This is a genomic window from Flammeovirga sp. SubArs3 (assembly GCF_947387565.1).
GTDB classification, from domain to species: domain Bacteria; phylum Bacteroidota; class Bacteroidia; order Cytophagales; family Flammeovirgaceae; genus Flammeovirga; species Flammeovirga agarivorans.
On sequence record NZ_CANDOA010000001.1, the window covers coordinates 1033190 to 1055337 of the forward strand.

The 22148-nt window shown below is 33.5% G+C and carries 14 protein-coding genes; 13 read left to right on the top strand and 1 reads right to left on the bottom strand.

All coding sequences use genetic code 11. The features are described 5' to 3' along the window. Window position 1: 1 nt before the first annotated feature. From QL232_RS03720 to QL232_RS03730, 3 genes are all read left to right on the top strand, one after another. A complete protein-coding gene (locus QL232_RS03720) occupies window positions 2-1249 on the top strand; it encodes a DNA cytosine methyltransferase (protein ID WP_281613144.1) in 1248 nt (415 codons plus the stop codon). An 89-nt stretch (window positions 1250-1338) separates the two neighbouring features. Then, window positions 1339-2778 (top strand): AAA family ATPase, encoded by a 1440-nt coding sequence (locus tag QL232_RS03725; protein ID WP_281613145.1) that lies wholly within the window; start codon window positions 1339-1341, stop codon window positions 2776-2778. Next, window positions 2771-4099 carry an LlaJI family restriction endonuclease gene (locus QL232_RS03730; protein WP_281613146.1) on the top strand — a complete coding sequence of 443 codons (1329 nt, stop codon included), beginning with the start codon at window positions 2771-2773 and terminating at the stop codon, window positions 4097-4099. The genes QL232_RS03725 and QL232_RS03730 overlap by 8 nt, the downstream gene beginning before the upstream one ends. A 65-nt stretch (window positions 4100-4164) precedes the next feature. On the opposite strand, the gene QL232_RS03735 is transcribed toward QL232_RS03730, so the two are convergent. Beyond that, window positions 4165-5295 carry an HNH endonuclease domain-containing protein gene (locus QL232_RS03735; protein WP_281613147.1) on the bottom strand — a complete coding sequence of 377 codons (1131 nt, stop codon included), beginning with the start codon at window positions 5293-5295 and terminating at the stop codon, window positions 4165-4167. A 1-nt stretch (window position 5296) separates the two neighbouring features. Between QL232_RS03735 and QL232_RS03740 the strand changes: the two genes are divergently transcribed. The 10 genes from QL232_RS03740 (at window position 5297) to QL232_RS03785 (ending at window position 22146) form a co-directional block, all read left to right on the top strand. Then, window positions 5297-5938 carry a methyltransferase domain-containing protein gene (locus QL232_RS03740; protein ID WP_281613148.1) on the top strand — a complete coding sequence of 214 codons (642 nt, stop codon included), beginning with the start codon at window positions 5297-5299 and terminating at the stop codon, window positions 5936-5938. A 671-nt stretch (window positions 5939-6609) separates the two neighbouring features. Beyond that, window positions 6610-8619, top strand: a complete 2010-nt coding sequence (locus QL232_RS03745) for a tetratricopeptide repeat protein (RefSeq protein ID WP_281613149.1) — start codon at window positions 6610-6612, stop codon at window positions 8617-8619. Between the two features lie 317 nt (window positions 8620-8936). Next, window positions 8937-10709 (top strand): hypothetical protein, encoded by a 1773-nt coding sequence (locus QL232_RS03750; protein ID WP_281613150.1) that lies wholly within the window; start codon window positions 8937-8939, stop codon window positions 10707-10709. Between the two features lie 77 nt (window positions 10710-10786). Then, window positions 10787-11410, top strand: a complete 624-nt coding sequence (locus QL232_RS03755; protein WP_281613151.1) for a hypothetical protein — start codon at window positions 10787-10789, stop codon at window positions 11408-11410. Between the two features lie 77 nt (window positions 11411-11487). Continuing rightward, on the top strand, window positions 11488-12612 hold the full coding sequence (locus QL232_RS03760) for a caspase family protein (RefSeq protein WP_281613152.1): 1125 nt from the start codon (window positions 11488-11490) through the stop codon (window positions 12610-12612). 8 nt (window positions 12613-12620) lie between these two features. Continuing rightward, the gene (locus tag QL232_RS03765; RefSeq protein WP_281613153.1) at window positions 12621-15026 is read left to right on the top strand and encodes a PEGA domain-containing protein; all 2406 of its coding nucleotides are present in this window, start codon (window positions 12621-12623) and stop codon (window positions 15024-15026) included. Between the two features lie 18 nt (window positions 15027-15044). Next, on the top strand, window positions 15045-17270 hold the full coding sequence (locus QL232_RS03770; RefSeq protein ID WP_281613154.1) for an SUMF1/EgtB/PvdO family nonheme iron enzyme: 2226 nt from the start codon (window positions 15045-15047) through the stop codon (window positions 17268-17270). Between the two features lie 92 nt (window positions 17271-17362). Beyond that, entirely contained in the window at window positions 17363-19303 is a 1941-nt protein-coding gene (locus QL232_RS03775) for an SUMF1/EgtB/PvdO family nonheme iron enzyme (protein ID WP_281613155.1), read from the top strand. Between the two features lie 259 nt (window positions 19304-19562). After that, window positions 19563-21155, top strand: coding sequence for an FAD-dependent oxidoreductase (locus QL232_RS03780; protein ID WP_281613156.1), 1593 nt, complete (start codon window positions 19563-19565; stop codon window positions 21153-21155). Further along, the gene (locus QL232_RS03785) at window positions 21148-22146 is read left to right on the top strand and encodes a hypothetical protein (RefSeq protein ID WP_281613157.1); all 999 of its coding nucleotides are present in this window, start codon (window positions 21148-21150) and stop codon (window positions 22144-22146) included. Before QL232_RS03780 ends, QL232_RS03785 begins: the two co-directional genes overlap by 8 nt. The last annotated feature ends 2 nt before the right edge of the window (window positions 22147-22148 follow it).

Here is a 22148-nt window from a genome sequence, read left to right on the forward strand (position 1 = left end):
GATGAACTTCATAGATTTATTTGCAGGTTGTGGAGGTCTTTCTGAAGGCTTCCTTAATGCTGATAAAAATAACCATGGACTAGCCCATGTAGAATGGGAATTACCTATGGTAAGAACCTTGCGAAATAGACTTCATAAACAATGGAAACATTCTGATGTAGAAGCAAAGAATAGTGTTATTCATTTTGATATCCAAAAAACTGAAGAATTGATAAATGGTAATTGGTCAGAAGAATCAATCTTAGATTATGGCAAATCTAATGGTGAATTACCTAAAGAAAAAGGTTTAAAAGGATTGGTTGGAAATAAAAGTGTAGATGTTATTATTGGAGGTCCACCATGCCAAGCATATTCAATTGCAGGAAGAGCTCAAGATAAAAATTCAATGAAAGAAGATTATCGAAATTATCTTTTTGAGAGTTTTGTGAAGGTAGTAGATGAATTTAAACCAAAATTATTTGTGTTTGAAAATGTTCCAGGGATGCTTAGTGCAACTCCTGGTGGAAAACCAGTTACAGAAAGAATTTTTGAAGCATTTAATGAAATTAATTACACTATTCTAGCACCTGAAAAATTAAAAAGTGCTGTCTTTTCTGCAATTGACTTTGGAGTACCTCAAAAGAGAAATCGTATTATTCTTGTAGGTTTAAATAAAAAATGGTCAGAAGAAAATAACCTTACCTTAGATAAGGTATATAAATCAATAAAAGATCAATTTATTGATACAGACATATCTATTAAAAGTGTGATAGGTAATGAACCTAAACATTATCCATTAGAAGAACCACAAAAAATATTAAAACGAAAAGTGTCTCATCTACCAAAAGATACTGATTTAAAGGAAATAAATGAGACACAAATTCCTAGATTCCAAAATAATAGAGATATATCCTTTTTCAAGGAATGGATAGAAGGGAATTGGAATTACAGGTCTTCTCAGGATCGAATAGATTTTTACAATAATAAGTTTAAAAAAGAATCAAAGCATGCTAAATACAGAAGTTTAGAATGGGATAAACCTTCTCCAACTGTAGTAGCTCACCTATATAAAGACGGTTTAATGTTTCTGCATCCCGATGCAGAGCAAGCAAGATCTATCACAGTAAGAGAAGCCGCTTTACTACAATCCTTTCCAAAAGATTTTATTTTTAACGAATCTATGGGATATAATTTTAAGATGATTGGAAATGCTGTTCCACCTAAGATGGCAGAAGGTATTGCGAAAGGAATAAAAAAGATATTACAATAATTATTAATATTGACTTACAAAGTATATATTTAAAACACATTATATTATATAATGTGTTTTTTTGTAAAAAAACAAGCAGTTTAACTTCAATGAAATGCATAAAAAAAATACAAAAACAAGACATTGATAGACAGATGTCTTTTTCTAAAGAACCGTCCAAATATATGTTTGGTATTGATGTGAGTGATAAAACCATATCAAAAAATGTGGAATTTATAAACTCAACAAAACCAAAATATAAAGAGGAGGTTACTTTAAATGTTCGCTCGGGAGAAGGTAAACCTCAAGTTATGATTAATAAAGGTTTAAAAGAAATAATATTAGATAAATTAGAGGGAAACTTAAATGATATTATTATTTTTGAAAATACGAAAAAAGATGATGTATATTCATTCCATCTTGTGAAAAGTGGTTCTCCTGATTATGATGCCTATGAAACTATTCTTGGGAAAAAGACTCAAATTGTATTTATAGATGACGAACCTCCTATAGGTGAATCTCCGATCAATAAACCTCATAACCGCCTTGTATATGGTGCCCCAGGTACAGGAAAAAGCTACAAATTAAAAAAAGATTCATCTGCTTTTGGAGGTAATATGAAAAGAATTACTTTCTACCCCGACTACTCATACAGCAAGTTTGTTGGATCTTACAAGCCTGTAAGTAATAAAAAGAAAACAAGTAAATTTGCAACATCTTATAAATCAATTAGCAAAGATAATACAATAAGCTATGAATTCGTACCAGGACCTTTCCTAGAAGCTGTAAAAAAAAGTAAAGATAATAAAGATGGGAAAGGTATTCCCTATCTTCTCATTATAGAAGAAATCAACAGAGCAAATGCAGCAAGTGTTTTTGGAGAAGTATTCCAACTTTTAGATAGGGATAATGGAGTAAGTGAGTATGGAATAACATTGAGTACAGAGGCTCAACAATGGCTTTTAGACAACGGAATTATTAAAAGCCTAGATGAAGAACTGAAACTCAATAATAAGCTCTATATATGGGCTACAATGAACTCTGCCGATCAAGGTGTATTCCCTTTAGATGCTGCTTTTAAAAGACGATGGAAATTAGAAGGTACATCTATTAATGATGAAGATAGTATTAAGGCAATTGCAGATTGGGAAATTACTTTCTTAGGTAAAAAGTACAGTTGGAATACTTTTAGAACAGAAATTAATGAGCAATTATCTAGTGAAAAGATTGGAGCTAATGAAGATAAACTTATTGGACCATTCTTCTTGAAAGAAGAAGAATTAGATGATGATTCTGTTATTAAGAATAAACTTATCCATTACCTTCGAGAAAATGTTGTTAGGCATAATCCTACCCAATTATTTAACGCTGAATATGCAAAATCTTTCTCTAAAATTTTAGACGCAGGAAAAGAAGATAAGATCTTCACATTTGGCCTAACAATAGCATCTGATAAAACTCCTTCTCCTGAAAATAATGAAGACTCTTCTTCTTCTGAAAGTGATATCCCTAATGAAGGTGAAATTTCAAATGAAGAGGGTAATGAATAAAGGTCATTTAACTTACTTCAATGAACTAGAAAGTTATTCTATTTCTAGTCTTGATACACTATTAGGGAAAGGTAGTACTCAAGAACTATTAGACCTTGAAGTCATAAAGAAAAACAATAATACCTATCAGTTTAGATACGTAGGAGTCATTACGATAAAGGATACTATTATTGGTGTTTTACCTAAGTATACAGGCTATTATAATTGGGATGACCCCCAAAAGTTCAACCACTTCAAACTTATTATTCAGTCTCTTATTATTTATAGTAAAAGTGCATACCGAAAACATAATGATGAAGACTACCTTTCTGATGCTGATTCTGTTTATAATGAAGCAGCATCTGCATATTGGCTCTTAGAAGATTTTCTCAGTAATGGTCTATGGAATGAATACCCAACAGAAAAAGTACTTAATGGGGGTAATGAAATTGATTGGGATCATACCATCAATAATATAAACCCAATCATCCAAAATGGAAATCCATATTATGTAAATTATTATACTAATGAAATTAATTGGGTATCTGAAAATGTGATTACTCAAATTCATGAGTGGGCTTTATATTACTGTAATAATAAATATGCATCTATCTTAGGTTTTCCTATTACTTATTTTTATCCTTTAGAAAAAGGAAAAATAGGATCAGATGAATATATTATTTCTAAAATAGATGAGATTTTACATGAAGTATTTGATGATAGAAAAATACAATTGCTAAAAAGAATAAAGCTTCTAATTCAAAAAAAATCAGAAGAAAATTCAAATTACATTTCCCTTTTTGGCACCAAAAAGTTTGATACTGTATGGGAAGAAGCATGCAAAGAAGCTTTTTATGATCAGTATGAAGAGCATAAAATTCATATCGAGAGTCCAATATGGAAAAGTACTAATGAGAAAGTACTTAAAACATCAGCTAAACATATCCCTGATATTTTACACAATCATGATAATGCTTTTTTAGTTCTTGATGCAAAGTACTACAATGTTCAAATTAAGGATGAATCTATTGATGGTCATCCTAATTTGGGTGATATTACAAAACAATTTATCTATGCTCATTATTTCAACCGTTTGTGTAAAGAAAAACCTATTATTAATTGTTTCTTGTTCCCTAATATTGATAATGAATTTACATCTTTAAAACATATCGGTTATGTAGATTTACCTCTAGAAATTTTTGAAGGAGAGCGGATATTCAATATTTATATATCACCAAAGGAACTTTTAGAAATGTATGTAGGTTCAAAAAATAAGCGTTTCCTTGAACAACTATTGACTATTACTCTTCCTCTTTCAACTAAGAAGGAAAAATTAAAATAAGAAAAATAAATCTTTTATCAGAAAATGTAAAAAGACACCTTCGATCAATTCTATAAACCTACCACCTACCACCCCTCAAACCCCAATTCATTAATTAAGTAATCACTCTTTTGACATAAGGCATTAAATATATCCTCAAAAGAGCCGTTGATGATATTTAAAGAAAGAGCTACTTCTCTCTCGAATTGTTGTTCATACCTAGTATGAGTCAATTTCCATGTAGAGAGGATAAGCTCTTTTTGTTTTATCAAGCGTTCAGTGGTAGGGATTTTATCACTTTTTTTGTTATTGATGCTTTTAGAGGAAGGGAGAAGGTTCCAGATATCATTATTTTTCCAATAAGAGTAAGGAATGATATGATCGGTATCAAATTTATTCGTTAATCTCTTGCCTGACCATACACAGTACAGTTGAGAGCTGCTTTGTAACTCTTGGTAAAATCCTTTAGGAGGTTCTACACTTCTAATAGTAGTAGACTGAAGTAATAGTTGTGATACCTGTTCTACATTGAAAGAAAGGTGTTTGTTATTACTAAAATTCATTGTTGTAGTCGCCCAATTTTGAATAAGGGATTGCTCTCCAATTAGAAATGATCCAAACAGTTCTAGCCCAGGTTGAATAAACTTCTTAAATTGTATATACCCCATAGTGTTGTGTAGGTCGTTCTTAAATAGCTGCTGTTCGCTTTTTAGAAGAGTACTAAAATTAGGGTTAGCTCTTTTTAGGTACAGTTGGTAGGTATCCTTATAAAAAGAATGAGCAATATGTTTCATAGGGTTTCTAATAATACATATAGCGATCTCTTTAATACACAAAATATATTTATTTCTTCGCTCACCATTTTTGAATCCAAAACGTATATCTTTAGCCAATCCTTTTTGAATATCATTTAGTGTACCGCTGTAACAATCTATCAAATTTTTTAGGGGTTGATAAAAGGCAATTTTATTTCCTGAATTTTGACTTATTCCATGATATACAAAAGGAGTGTAATAGTATATCCACTTCTCACATAAGGGGGCTAATGGGAGGTAACAAAACTGATTATCGGTATATACAAGAGCATTCGATTCAGACAAGATTTCAATAGTACCTCTTAGTAATGCCAACTTATAAGTAGAATTTTTACTATCTTTCTGTAAGATATGACTGATGAGTCTAAAGGCCTCATTACTATTACTATTCAAACGATTCATAATGCTAAAAAAAACTACTATTAAACACTACCCCGAACTTACGGCAATTCACCGTAAAAACTATTCTTTTCCTACTCGTTTTTTATATGAAAAAGGGGTACTAAATGGCGATATTTTAGACTTTGGTTGTGGCCATGGAAAAGATGTAGAAACACTTTCCAAATTAAATTATCAGATAGACAAATACGATGCTTTCTATCACCCCAATTTTCCACTAAAAAGCTATGATGTAATATTCTGTCACTATGTATTGAATGTTATCGACAGGGTAGAACAGACAAAAGTATTGGCAGAAGTCAGCTTTTTATTAAAACCAGGAGGTAAGGCATACTATACGGTAAGGAGAGATTTAGTAAATGAAGGGATTCGATGGCATGCGATATATAAGAAACCGACCTACCAATGCAATGTTACATTACCTTACGAAAGCATAAAAAAGACCAAACATTGTGAGATCTACTGTTATGAAAAACCAAAAAGTACTGGATTTATATTGGAAACTATTTTTGCTCAAGTAGTCATTTATGATGGAAACCTTCTGTTTCAATCTCTAAGAAATAATAAAGTGAAATATCTTAAAGCAGTTGAGATTATAAAAGAAGTGCTTGAGCATAGGTGTGAGATAAATGAGTTGGAGATATAGGTTATATATATAAGATGATTACAAAAAGTGATATAAAACAAAAGCGGGAGAAAAAATCTCCCGCCTTATGCATGTTTAACCTGTATCAATTTTTGTTTTCTTGATGGGAATATAAATTTCCAAATATCTTAAGTCTGCTTTAAATGTAATCTTTAAGTGAAGAAGTATGGCTAAAAACGAGGGGATACCCCCTCGATTTTAATTCACTGAATAAGCCATAAAAAAAATAAAGTAGTTAGTATATCAATACTTATTTTAACAATCTAGAAATAGATAGTATTTGAATGAAAAGTCTTACTGTTTTTCGGTTATAGCATACGATAAACTCCCGTCTATAGTAGCTGTAGAAATTTCTAAACTATCTATTGAAATAATTGAATTGGTAGAAAGGCTATGAGCTTTCGCCCCGAAATGACATATAGTTAGAACTAAAAAAATACTTAACTTGATTCGCATTTTATTGTATAGATGAAAAGTAATATTTAAGTAGCAAATAATATTGACCGGCTGTTTCGATCTGATACAAATGTGGGAGGAATCGCTTTTAAATGCTAAAAAACAGGGGGGACAAAGGGGGGACACCCATAAATAAATGTGAATTTTTTAAAAAATCATCGAAAATGAATACTTTTGAACGCAAGTAATGCTGTGATTTTATACACTATTTCGAAATGATGACTATCAAAAGAACTCTACTATTTTTTTATTTACTTTTTACCTCCTGTATCCTATGCTGTCCTCTTTATGCACAGTCAGCACAAGAGCCTATTTTTGAACAGTTATTGACACTGGATTCCTTACTGTCCATCAATAAATATGAGGCCGTAAAAAAGGGATTGAAGGACTTTTCTCCAGAGCAAATTTCTGAAAAAGATACTCCATCAAAAGTACTCTATTATCGTATGTTGGGGGAGTTGAAAGAGAACGAATCCAAACAAGAAGAATCCATTGTTGCTTACGAACATTTGCTAGAGATTTCTTCAGAATCATTAGACACTAAAATTGCACTTATCCAAGCCAAGGGGATTAACGATTTAGGTATTGCCTATGCACAAATTGGTGAACTTGAAAAAGCCAAAAGAGCACACTTTCAAAGTTTGGCACTCTATAATAAATACAACGATCCACAAGGAGGTTCATTTAATTATGGAAACCTCTCTATCATTTATAAAGAATTAAAACAGCTCGACTCTGCTCTATACTGTCTTGGTGAAGCTACTAAAATGGCTAAGTTGGCACAAGATACATTGGGGATGGGCTACCATTCTTTGAGTCATGGAATTTTATTGATTGATAATAATGAACCGGTAGATGGGTTGGCGGAGTTAAACTATGCTTTTCATATTTTCCATTTGATGAAAAATGAGAAAATGAAACAGTATACCAATAGAATTCGAGCGGGTGCTTATAAATCCATCAATGACTATTCTACAGCACAATCATTATTGTTTACTTCTAGAGCCTATTACCAAAGTGTTGGAGATACCAAACGATTAGGTCAAACGGATTTGTCTCTTGCGGAGGTGTATTTTCATTTGCAGGAGTTAGATAGTGGATATCAATTTGTACAAGAAGGCATCGAAGCTTTTGATAGTGTCAGGTATGTAAAAGGGTTGGTAAAAGGGTACCATCTTTTTGGGGAATATTATGCGAGAAAGAATAGCTATGGCCAAGCCATCAAGAATTACAAAAAATCTTTGACGTTATCAGAGAATAAATACAAAGGGATGATGGCCAATTCTTTGTTGGCAATGGGTAGTATTTACTTGCAACAAGGGAAAATCAATGAGGCACAAAAATATGCTAAAGAAGCCTTTAAGGTTTCCAATGGTAGTCTGTCGGAAGGTTCTGAAAGAAACTACTACGATGTGATGTATGAGACCAGTAAAAAACAAGGGAACATAAGAGAAGCATTGCATTACTTGGAAATATTGGATCAGAAGAAATCGGAAACTTTTAATCAGGAAAGAGCCAATGAGATTGCTAGAATAGAATACAAGTCAAAACTTATTTTGGAAAAGGAACGCTTGGAGATGGAAAAGAGACAGGCTTTCGAAAACCTTCAAAACGAGCTGGCCAGAGAGCAAATTATCTTACAAGCAATTATTGTGGGTGTAGTATTAATTCTTATTATTCTATTTGTGTTGTACCGTTCTTATCAACTGAAAAAACAAGCCAACCTGAATTTAGTGAGGAAGAATGTGGAGATCAATGAGCTTAGAATCTCTGAAAAAGAATTGGCCGAAGAGACATTAGCGTTGAAAGAAAGAGAATTGGCAACCACTACAATGCTCTCCCATGAAAGAAATACATTATTGGAACAACTGAATGAACAGATTACTGCTTTATCTGGCAAAGTAGATGAGACAATAGTTCCGGAAGTAAAAGAAATTAAGAAGACAATAAAACTCAATCTAAGTGAGGACAGCTGGCAAAGTTTTACCTATCAGTTTGAGAAGGTTCACCCAAGGTTTTTTGATAAACTGAAGACAAGATATCCGTCGCTTACACAAAGAGATTTAAAGATCTGCGCTTACCTAAGAGTGGGTATGGAGAGGAAAGAAATTGCTACAGTTTCCAATATGAGTCCTGAAGCAGTAAAGAAAAGTCTTTACCGTATTAAGAAAAAAATGGAGTTGACGGCAGAAGAAAATTTACGAGAGTTTGTGATTGCGATTTAGAGATATAACAATGTACGGATATGTCTACTAGCCAATGTAATACGATCAAAAAAAATGAATTATGGGCTGTGATTAATCTGTGTTATTTTTAATTTAATTTATATTAAAAATCTATTAAAAAGTTATTAAAAGTTAGATACAGCAAATAATATTTCGAATAATGTTAATTTATTTTTTGTTTTCTAACCCTTTTATCAATAGTTTTGCACCGTGTTATTTTACCGCTGGTTTAGTTACTATTGTTTTTAACAAGCAAAATTATTTTGAATTCTTTATCAATTTTTTATTCTCTTTTTTGTGTTTCTACATTTCTATTTGTGTCTACTTCTACTCAAGCACAAACTCCGCAGATAGAAAAAATTAAAGCAGCCCAACATGTGTACATGTGGGGTGAAGGAACAGGGATCACAACCGACGAAGCCGATCAACAGGCTTTGAGAACTTTGATTTCACAGATTTCATTATCTGTAGAAAGTCAGTTTAGTACGCAGTCTTGTTATGGTACAGGAAGTGAACTAAAGGAGAATGTTTCTTCTGTAGTCAACACTTACTCTAGTGCCACTCTGAACAATGCAGAACGTATCGTATTTGGGGAGGAGCCAGATGCTAAAGTCTTTAGATATATCAAAAGAGAAGATGTAGCAAAAGTCTTCACGAATCGATACAATAAAATCAAAGAGTTTGCTCATTTTGGTGATAAGTATTTGGAAGAATTGAAAATTGCAGATGCAGTAAGGTATTACTACTGGGGTATGATTCTTACTCGATCACATCCAGATGCTAATGAGCTCACATACAAATCCGAAATAGATTATCAGGAAAGAAATCTGATGACATATTTTCCAAAACAATTGGATGATATCTTTGAAGATATCGACTTTAAAACAAAAGAGATCGAACTTGAAGAAGACCATAAAATTGTTCATCTAGGAGTGTACTATAAAGATCAAGAAGTACAAAACCTTGATTACACCTATTGGGATGGAAGAGATTGGTCGAGTATTGTTTCGGCAAAAGATGGAAGAGGAATTTTAGAATTTATGGGCCCTATGGCTGAATCAAAAGAAAATTCTAAGATCAAGATTGAATATATGTGTAAAAAAGAAGCGAAGATGGATAGAGAAGTGGAAGATGTTCTTTCAAAAGTGAAAGGTATTCCATTTAAATCTGCCTATCAGCCCATAGAATTCAATAAAAAGCAAAAAGTAGAAGTAGCCAAAAAGCTAGTGTCACCAACTACTACTACTACAAAAGACCTTAAATTTTCTGATGTAGTGGTATCAGAAGATTATCAGAATATAGTAGAAAAAGCAATTAAGTTATCTCAGAATCATGATTTCACCTCTTTAGCTGAAATCTGTACTCCACAAGGTAAAGACTTTTTAGAGAGACTTTTTTCGTATGGTAGTGTGTCTATTTTACCCTCTGACGATGTGACTACTTTTAAAGTAGGTGATGTTACTGAAGTGAGAGCCGTCCCGATGTCGTTTTCATTTAGAAACAATAGAAAGTTTATTGAAGATGTAGTTTTTGGCTTTGATGTGAATGGGAAAATTGATCATGTCAACTTTGCGTTAAGTAAAATTGCTTATGAGGACATCTTAAGTAAAAAGAACTGGCCCAAAGAAGAAAAACAATTGATCATCCATTTTATGGAGCAATACAAAACAGCATATGCACTAAAAAGATTAGATTATATCTCTTCGATCTTCTCTGATGATGCACTTATTATTGTCGGTAACATTGTGAAAAAATCGAATGGTCCTGAAAGTAGATTTGGTGATCATACGGTGGTGAAGTACAATAAACAGACAAAAGCGGAATATATCGGGAAGCTAAAATACCAATTCCAAAGAAAGGAATTTATCAATTTAAAATTCGAGGACAGTACGATCAAAAAGGCAGGATATGATAAGCCAATTTATGGTATTCAAATCAAGCAACATTATTTTTCTAACAACTATGGTGATAAAGGGTATTTGTTTCTAATGGTAGATTTAACTTCTATCAAAGAACCTATGATTCATGTCAGAACATGGCAACCTGAAAAAAATGCTGATGGAGAAGTGTTTGGACTTGCCGATTTTTAAGCAACAATCATTCAAAATTTTTTATATAGATAAATCCTATTGTGGATTTCATTTTCAATAATAGTAGAATAAACTTTATGAGAACTCTTAGATTATTTACCTCACTTTCAGTAATGTTACTGATGGTCTTTGCCGCTCAAACTTCTATAGCTCAGTCTAAAGCTCAAAAGAAAGAGATCAAAGCGAAGCTGAAGTATTTCAAAAAAGAAAAAGCAGAAGTGATTGGTTCTTCTCGCTCTTTGGAAGTGTTATTAGAAAAGCACTATGCAAAATTGGATGCAGAAGGATACGAAGAGACTATTGGTGTTTCTGAAAATTGCCCAACAACTAATCTTTGTATTCAACATGCAACAAACAATGCTCAAGTACAATATGCCACGTTAGCGAATAGCTTTCTAAAAGGTAAAATGGTATCAGAATCTGGTTTGGATGCTGCTCGTCAAGAGGGTGCGATGGACAAGTTTTATGCCGCTTACGAAAAGCAAATTTCTTCAAATTTATCAGGGATTCTAAAGCAAAGTTTTGCAGTAAAAACAAAAGATCGTTTTGAAATTTACTTTTTAATCGACGAAGATGGTGCTGCTAGAGCGAGAAGACAAGCTTTAGAAAGAGCAGTGGAAGAGTCGAGAGCCAACCAAGAGTGGGCAAACAGTGCTAGCAACTTTATTAATCAATCTCCAGATTCTTCATTAACGGAATAATATGATTTGAATACTTCATTATTGATAGAAAATAGTGAAGTATTTCTTTCGTTTTACATACAACAATCTTTACTCTAATGAAAAAGCATTTACTATCATTCATTCTATTCATTCTATCTACTTCTTACCTGACAGCTCAGAGTTCTTTTCAAACTTGGTTAAACCAAAAGGACCGTGACTATATGGCTTGGAAGGCTGCGGCTGAAAAAGCAGAACATGATTGGCGTTCAAATAGCGAAAGTGAATACGAAAGATGGCAGAGAGCCAATGGTATTACTCCTTCACAACAACAAACGACACAATCACCAACACAAAAGCCTCAGAATGAAGAGGTAGTGCAGCAACAGGTTGAAGAAATTCAATCCGAAGTAGTGGAAGAGACTATTGAAGCAGTAAATGGTGCCGCCCGAAAAAATCATAAAAATTGGGCAGTGATCGTGGGTGTAGCTAATTATAGAGACGAGGAGTTACGACTAAATTACACCAATGATGATGCTTACAAGATGTATGCATTCTTTAAAAGTAAAGAAGGTGGGAACATCCCGGAAGATCAAGTAATTCTTTTAATTGATGAGGACGCTACTAAAAATGGAATAGAATCGTCTTTGAAAGAATTGTATTCTCAGGCAGGAGAAGAAGATGCGATTTATTTTTACTTTTCAGGCCATGGGAGTACCCAACATTTGGTAGCCCAGGATTGTGATGCGACAGTAAAACCATATTACGAAACAGTTGGCAATGAAGATATCCCGGTAGTACCTGGTTTAGTTACACATGCTCTTGTGAAAAAAGTGATGCAAGAAAGTAAAGCAAAATATAAGTTTTGTATTGTTGATGCTTGTCACTCTGGAAGTTTAGCTGCAGATAAAGCCAATCATTCAGAAACTATAATTGCAAATATGGATGCTCCAGTGCAGCATTATCAGAATCTGTCAGATATTGATAAAGGTGAGGTGTTCATATTATCCTCTAAAGGAGAAGAAACATCGGTTGAAGCTTCTTCAAAAAGACAAGGAGTATTTAGTTACTTCCTGATCAATGCACTATATGGTCAAGCGGATAAAAATAAAGACTTGTATGTAACGGTTTCAGAGGCATTTGCCTTCACAAGAGAAAATGTTAGAGACTATACAGACAAACAACAAACCCCAATTATTTGTGGTGATTTCAAAAACAATCTCATCATGTCAATTGTGAATTAATTATTATTATGAATAAGTCATTTTTTAAACTACTCTTATTCCTTTTGGTATTTATGAGTACTGCTTCTTATGCACAAAAACTATCAATTATTGATTTTGAGCATAAGCAAACAGACATGGATGCAAAAGTGAATTTCCCAAGGGAAGACATTAATGGTGATAAATGTGCCATTATTAAGGTTCAAACCGATCGTAAAGACTTGGAGTTTTCTCTAGGTACTAGTATTCAGCATGAAGGTGTGGAACAAAAGATCGGAGAAGTTTGGGTATATGTACCTGAAGGCACTAGAATGATCTCTATTGCTTCTCCAGAACTTAACAAAAAAGCCAATTATAATTTTCCAATGTCTATTAAGAAGTCTAACGTATATAGCATTACGTTAGAAGTAGGTGGGAAATTCATTTTTGAGCCAGAAAAGAAGAAATCCAGCTATGTGATTTTCTCTACTAAACCAGAAGGAGCATTGGTATATGTAGACGATCAATTTGTAGGAACGGCCGAAGAATATGGTGGTGAAATACAGAAATTATATGAAGTTGGAACCTATAAATACAAGATAGAATTAGGTGATGAAACACTAGTTGAAAGTACTTTCAAAATTGTAGAAGGTAAGAATACAAAGATTCATCATGACCTGATTGGAGGTGTTTATGTTACTTCACCTATTGAAGATGGGGCAACAATAAAAGTAGATGGGATGAATACTGGCCAAAAAACACCAGCTTATATTCCAAACATTCCTATTGGTAGAAGGAAAATCCAACTAACTCATAAATGGTATATCCCAGAATCTAGAACAGTAGATGTTGAGGCATTAAAAAGTGATACATTAAGAGTTTCAATGCGTCCAAATTTTGCTACAATTACAGTTAACTCTGAAGATAGAGGGGGGTATTTATATGTAAATAATAAATTATCTGAAGAAAGAACGTTTAGAGTGAGACCAGGTTTAGTAAAACTGGAACTAAAAAAAGATAAACATAAAACTGCGTATAAAGACATTAATGTTACTGTTGGAGAGAAGAAAATAATTGATTTAAACCCAACTCCGATTACAGGTACTGTACAATTCTCAGTAGTGCCAAGTAACGCAAAAGTATATTTTAATGATGAGTTTTTAGGAAACACTCCTTTCGTAAGAGATGATGTGTTGATTGGTACTTATAGAGTGAAGATTCAGAAAGATAAGTATGCAACGTTAGCTAAAGATATTGTTGTTGAGGAAGGTAAAGTTACAGAGATCAATGATAGATTGTTAGAGTATAATCCTGACCTTGATGCTTGGAATGAAGCTTTGGCACTGAATACTGTAAATGGTTACAATAACTACATCTCTGCTTATCCACAAGGTGATTATGTAGCACAAGCAAGAGAAAGTATATTGGAAGTGGAACGTCAGAAAGTAGCCCAAAAAGATCATGCCGCATGGGAAAATACAAGAGCGGAAGATACTCCTGCGAGTTATAGAAAATACTTAAGAGAATATCCGAATGGTTATCATCAAACAGAAGCGAATTCTCGTTATAAAGAATTGGATAATCAAGCTTATAATGAAGCCATTACAAATGGAGCTTACTCTTATTACTTTAATAACTTTCCTAATGGAATGCATTATCGAGAGTTAAAGGATAAGTATAGTAACGAGAGAATCGATGTTGATTATAATAATATGGTCAAGCATCCTACTGTCGCTAATTGTAATGCATTTATTCAAAACTACCCAAATAGTTCTAAGACTTCAGAAGCTTATAGGTATTTGTATAACTTATACAAACAATCAAGTGATGCCTCATTTAAGAAAAGAAAATACCAAGATGCTATTGATATGTTGAGTGGTTATGCTTCAAAATACCCTAACTCTCCATATACTAATTCAGCATATACTGAGATTAGAAAAATTAAGAAACTGAAGAACAGAAACAGTTCATTTTTTATGTTGTACTCCTATGATGCAGAAAGTGACTTAGGGATCACAATGGGTTCAATCAACCATAATAAGATGGGCTTCTACACAGGTGTAAAAATGAATACAAACATGTTCTCTATCAATAAAATTAAGGAAGACGAACTTGATTCTGAAGGATACAGAGCAACAGGTGTAGTGAAGAATACCAACCTTTCAATGTCTATGGGATTCACTTTTAATGTGGTTTATCCAGTGTGGTTCTATGTTGGAGCTGGTTTTGGCTACTATGGTAGATATATTGAGGTAGAGAGCAATAATCCTTATGCTTATGAAGATGTATTCTATGCAGAAGATAAAGATAATTCTGGTATGAAGGTATTCCCTGAGGCAGGTGTGTATGGTAGATTATTTAATGCAGTAGTATTAAAATATGGCATTAAATATCAAGACAAAGGATTGACACATCAATTTGGTGTTGGCTTCCCATTCTGGAGATATTCTAACTAATTTTTATAAAGAAGAAAAATGAGAAAGTTTATAAAATTTCTTTTTCTCCTAATTTCCTGTGGTTTAATTCAGGCATGTAATAATGTTTCTTTACAGGAATTAGAAGAACAGAATTTAATTGATACATCTGCTTTAGATGAAAAAGGAGCAGTGAGTCAGGCTACGATAATGCTCCCTGGAGGTGTTCCATTGGAGGTCCTTAGAATCAATGGAGGTACTTTTACAATGGGTAGTGAGTTTGGACATGATGATGAAACTCCTCATGATGTTACCTTAGACTATTACTATATCTCGAAATATGAGATTACACAAGAACAATGGCAAGCTGTGACGGGATCCAACCCAAGTAATACTATTGGTTATAACTATCCAGTAGAGTCAGTTTCTTATTATGATATCCAGAACTTTATTGAATCTCTTAATAGTTATACAGGAGAACAATTTAGATTACCTACTGAAGCAGAATGGGAATATGCCGCTAGAGGAGGTACAAATACCATGTATTCTGGTAGTGATTTTTATGATGATGTAGGTTGGTTTGTCAATAATTCAAATTCACTACAAGAAGTAGGCACCAAACAACCCAATGCTTATGGTCTATATGATATGAGTGGAAATGTTTGGGAATGGGTATATGATTGGTATGGGGAATATCCTACATATGAAGAGTCTAACCCAACTGGACCATCTTATGGTGAGTACAGAGTAGTAAGAGGTGGTTCTCATAATTCATCTATTGATATTGGAGTAACACTAAGAAATGGTAGTGAGCCAGATGCTTCTTATAATGATGCAGGTTTTAGGTTAGCAGCATCGGATGTTACAGCCAATAATCAAGAGGAAGAAGTAGAAAATGAATCATTGACTATCAACATTGCTGAATATACTACAATGGAAGTGATAAGAATTCCTGGTGGTGAATTCAATATGGGATCTGATTATGGTGATTATAATGAAACGCCGGTACGTAGTGTAAGTGTTTCTGACTTCTATATGGGTAAATACGAGGTGACCCAAGCACAATGGGTTGCTGTAATGGGGTACAATCCAAGTACCTACTATGGAGATAATTATCCTGTTGATAATATCTCATGGGAAGAAGCTGTTAATTTCCTTGAAAGAATTAGTAACTATTCTGGTTACAATTTTAGGTTACCGACTGAAGCAGAGTGGGAATATGCTGCAAAAGCAAATGAAAACTACACTTATGCTGGTAGTGATAATATCAATGATGTTGGATGGGTTGGAGGTAACTCATTTGAGGCTCCAAGTGAAGTAGGTACTAAAAAGAGTAACGCTTTTGGTTTGTATGATATGACTGGTAATATCTCTGAGTGGGTATACGATTGGTATGGAACATATTCATATGATGATACCTATAATCCTTATGGTCCAGCTTATGGTACCTATAAAGTATTAAGAGGAGGGTCTTATTTAACGATTGATGATGCTTCAACAAATACTTACAGAGGGTATATTTTACCAACTGGATCTGTACAAGCATTAGGTTTTAGAGCTGTAAGTTCTACTGTTCAAGAAGATCCGATCTATGAAGAGGAAGAAAATGACTATTCTCAGACTATTTATTTAAATGAAAGTGTGACAATGGAAATTATCAGAATTCCTGGTGGATCATTTAATATGGGTGGAGACTCCAATCATGATAATACTTTCCCAATTCATGAAGTTGCTGTAAACGATTTCTATATGTGTAAATATGAAATTACCCAAAACCAATGGTATGCGGTAATGGGATATAACCCAAGCTATTATAATGGAGGGAATTACCCGGTAGAGAGTATTACATATAATGATATCATTAACTTCATCGATAGATTGAACGAAATAACAAGTTATACTTTTAGATTACCTACTGAGGCAGAGTGGGAATATGCTGCCAATGGTGGAGAAACTTATCAATATGCTGGGTCAAGTTCAATCAATAGTGTTGCTTGGTCTACACAAAACTCTAATTCTACTCAATCTGTAGGTCAGCTAAACCCTAATGGTTACGGATTATATGATATGAGTGGCAATGTAGCTGAAGTCTGTAGTGATTGGTTTGGAAATTATTTCTACGGATATCAAAATAACCCTACTGGTCCAACTTCTGGAACATATAGAGTGATTAGAGGAGGAAGTTTTGCTCACGATTATACCTATTGTTCTACTAAAGCAAGGTTATCTCATTATCCTACAAGTTCTAATTACTATGTAGGTTTTAGATTAGTTGCTAATTATTAATGATATGTGACTCTCTCATTTCTACTGTTCTTGTAAAGCTTAGATTACTTGAATGATAGTCTTGGGAGAGTTTCTTTTTACTTTACTCAATAATGAAACATCTATCTTTACTTTACATTTTTGTTTTTTGGACAACGAATCTAATTGCTCAAGAACCAGAACTTGCTGTGGTCAACTTTCAGGAACTAACACAAGACATGGAGGCGAGAATAAAATCACCTTTGGAGGATCAAAATGGGGAAAGATGTGCTATAGTAAAGGTTGTAACTTCTGAGAAAAACTTTGAATTCGAAGGTGATGGAAATGGGATAGTAAAAGTATTACCAAAATCTGGTGAATATTGGGTATATATTCCAGAAGGATCAAAAAGACTAACAATTAAACACCCCAATTTGGGCATTTTAAGAAATTATATTTACCCGCATAAAATAAAAGAAGCCACAACCTATGAAATGATTTTGAAGTCTGGTAAGGTCAGGGTTATTGTTGAAGAAGAGGAGAAGAAATTCCAATTAGTAACTTTTAAAACAGTAAACAGTGGGGCAGATATTTATATCAATAATGAGTATTATGGACAAACACCAAAAGTGATATTATTGGAATTTGGTAAGTATAACTACTCATTAAAAAGACCATTATACCAACCAATAAGTAAAGAACTTGTTATTGATAAAGAGTTTTCTGTTGAACTAGCTCATGAGTTAACCCCCGATTATGGAAGCATTCGTTTAATTACTCCGGCGATAGAAGGAGCTGAAATATATATTGATGATAAACCTACAGGATTAAAAACACCTGGATTGGTTGATTATTTGGAAATTGGAAAACATACAATAACAGTAAGACACCCCGATTTTTTGCCATTTACTCAAGAGGTTGAAATATTAGAACCGAAAGAGTATGATTTATCTGTAGATCTCAAACCACACTTTGGTTTTCTTTCATTGAAAACATTAAAAGGAGCAACAATTAGAATTAATGGGACAATTATAAAATACGATAATTGTATATCACTTTCCACAGGTAAATATATAGTGGAAGTTAGTAAGCCATCTTATAAAACAAGTGTAGAAACAATCGCTATTACTAATAGTGATACCACCTTTTTAAACTTACAACCCTCAATAAAGAAAGGTAAATTATTGGTAAATTGTTCGCCTTCTTCTAATCAATCACAATTATATATAGATAACAGATTAATAGGTCATCTTCCTTACGAAGGAGATATTACAGAGGGTGAACACTTAATAAAAGTACTTCAAGAAGGTTATGGTAGTAAAGAAGAGGTGATTTATATTAATGATAACGAAAAGAAAGTTTTAAACTTAACTATAATAAAAGGAGAATACTTAACTGCTCAAAATACAATTTCTCAAATTGATGTTGCGATACCCGGTAACCTATTTATTGAAATGGTAAAGATTCCAAAAGGAGAATTTATCATGGGTAATAAGAAGGGTGATCCTGATGAGAAAGATGAAAAAAGAGTTGACGTTGAAGAATTTTATATGGGTAAGTTCGAAGTGACACAGGAACAATGGTGGTCTATTATGGGTAAAAAGCCTTCTTTCTTTAAAGGAGAAAAATTTCCTGTAGAAACCGTCAGTTGGAATGAAGTACAAAAATTTATTCAAAGACTAAATCAGTTGACGAATAAGAAATTTAGGTTACCCTCTGAGGAAGAATGGGAATATGTAGCAAGAGCACAGCAAAAGTTCACCTATAGTGGTGGAATTGACTTAACATCAGTGGGTTGGTATAGAGGTAACTCCAACGGAACTACTCATAAAGTAGGTACAAAGTTTAAAAATAGATATGGTATCTATGATATGAATGGGAATGTTTGGGAATGGTGTAATAATGATTATTCACCTTCTTATGCATATCATGAGATTTCTAATCCTACTCCTGAAAAAGTTCTTAGAGGAGGTGGTTGGAAGGCATCTGAAAATGGGTGTAGAAATACCAATCGCTTTAAAGCAGCATCTACTGTGAAAGCAAATAATATAGGATTTAGGTTAGTCTGTGATTGACCTAAAACTCTTTTTCAACTTTATCTCCAACTTGATAGTCGTAGTACTATTGATTTGGAGATTTTTTATTTTTATCATTTTCACTACAAAAGCACCATTTTTTTGATAGTAGAATAATCATATTAATAGTAGATGTACAATGTCTTACTACTAAATAAATAATGTATTCTAAATATGAATTCATTTTAAAATTATTCTGTCTTATAAAAATAAAAATATATATTGAGTCAAATTTGCTACGTACTCATAATTTTTTGCTATGAATAACAAACTCTCTATTCTCGATGTTGCTGTAATTGGTGGCGGTGCATCTGGTGTGTATAGTGCTTGGAGACTACAAAATGACGCTCAATTTGCTAATAAATCTATCAGTGTTTTTGAATCAAGTTGTAGAATCGGTGGACGCTTATTATCCGTTACACCTCCGGGTATGCCCAATACAAGATGTGAACTTGGTGGAATGAGATTCCTATCTTCTCAAAAATATGTTGCCTCTTTAGTCGATTATTTAAAATTAGAGACTAAACCTGAAGCAGTATATGAAGATGAAAATATCGCCTACCTTAGAAATATTAGACTAAGATTTAGTGAATTAGTTGATAAAAAATTACTACCCTATAACCTAACTTTTGCTGAGGAAGGAAAAACAAGCGATGAAATTTTAAGCTTCGCATTAGAATCCATTATTCCTGGTGTGACAACCAAGAAAGGGGATGAGTTAAAAGAATTCCTTCAGTCTTACAAGGTAAATGGGAAATATCTATACGAATACGGCTTCTGGAATTTATTGTCATTGTCATTAAGTAACGAAGCAATAGAGTATGTTAAAAAAGCCGGTGGGTACGATTCAACATTCCAAAATTGGAATGCTTATGATACCATAGTTCTAAATTTTGATTTAGCGGCAACAGATAATTCTTACCATCTATTGGTAGACGGTTACGAAAATTTACCAATTACCTTGGTTGATCAGTTTATGGAGAAAGGAGGAGAAGTGAAGATGTTCTATAAACTAGAGAAGCTCAACTTAACTTCTGATGAAGAGGGAGAATTATTCGAGTTAGTATTTGACATAAATGGTTCAAAAGAAACGGTATATGCAAGAAAAACGATTCTAGCGATGCCAAGAAGATCTTTAGAACTTATCGATATTGATCCAAAACTGATGAAAGAAGATGGATCATTTAAAGAACTGATAGAATCAGTTTCGCCAATTCCTTTGTTTAAGATGTTTATGTGCTACCCTTACCCGTGGTGGGAACAAGTAGGAGTAACGGAAGGTAGATCTGTGACAGACTTGCCGATTAGACAAACTTATTATTGGGGAACTGAAGGTAAATTGGATAAAGCCGACCCTAACAATACCAACTCGGTATTAATGGCTACTTATGATGATGGCCAAAGTGTCTTCTTCTGGCAGGGATTAGAAACCCAAAAGAAGAAAGAACACTTTAAGACAGAACAACATGATCATGAACATGGGGATACTTCTCTTTGGGAAGAGCATAAATCAAATCCATTAATGGTGAAATACATGCACCAACAGATTCAAGAAATGCATGGAGTAAAATATGCTCCAGCTCCTTATGCTGCTGCATTTAAAGATTGGAGTGAAGACCCATTCGGTGGTGGAGTAAACTTCTGGAATATTGGAGAGAAAAGTTGGGAAATCATTCCAAAAATCTGTAAACCAGTGGATAATGTAGATTTATTTATCTGTGGTGAAGCCTACTCAAATGGACAAGGTTGGGTTGAAGGAGCTTTCGAAACAGCTGAAATTGTTCTTCAACAGCATTTTAAACTTTCAGAACCCTCTTGGGTAAATAGCAAAGAGGAGGTTGAAAGTGAGTAAGGATTTAAAAGTGAGGATAACAGGCAAAGGTTGTAGTTATCCTGCTAGAATTAGATATAATGACGACCCTATTTTTAAAGGCATCCAAGACGATGGTTTATTTAGAGGGTATAAAGAACGCAGAGTACTAAGCTTGAATGAAAGTATCTCTGAATATATGACTGCTGCATCGTTTAAAGCTATAAGCGATGCAGGAGTTCCTGTTGATGAAATTGATTTATTAATCGGGTATGGAAGTATCTCGGAGTACAGTACTCCTAATATTTTGGCCAAGTGTCATTATGAATTAGGTTTAAGCTCTACATGTTCGATTATTCCATTAAACGATGAATTCAACCAGCTGAATACTGCCCTTCATTTGGTGAAAAGCTTAATCGAAACAGGAAGTGTAAATACAGCTTTGATTTGCCTTGGGTCCAATTGGACAAAGCATGTTGATTATAAAAGTAGTGCAAGTATTAGTGCGTCTGATGCTGCTGCTGCTCTCATTGTAACAAAATCAGAGGACACCAATTGTTTTTATATCGAAGATTATGGAGTAAGTGTAGACTCCAGTGATTATTCATGTATGTCTAACTCCCCCGATGTAGAGGGTAAAATGGAGGAGGACCCATCACAACCAATTCTTGAAAATACAAATACATTTTCTTCCCCATATTTTCACCTTACAGAACAAGGAGTTAATGTATTTAAGCAGTTTGGTATGAATGAACCTGTTAAAGTGTCGAAGGAAATTTTAGAAAGAAATAATGTGTCTAATACCGACGTCACTTTAATCTCACACCAAGCCTCATCTGTTCTTATGGACTTCTGGGGAGAGGAAATTCAACCAAATCAATATATAAATACCATAGCAAACTTTGCCAACATGACATTGGTGACAGTCGCATTCAATTTTGCTTTGCATTATGATACGATTGAATCCGATCATCTACTCTTACTATGTGTTGGTTTAGAGCAAAAAACTTCAGTTATTTTATTGAAAAAATAGGA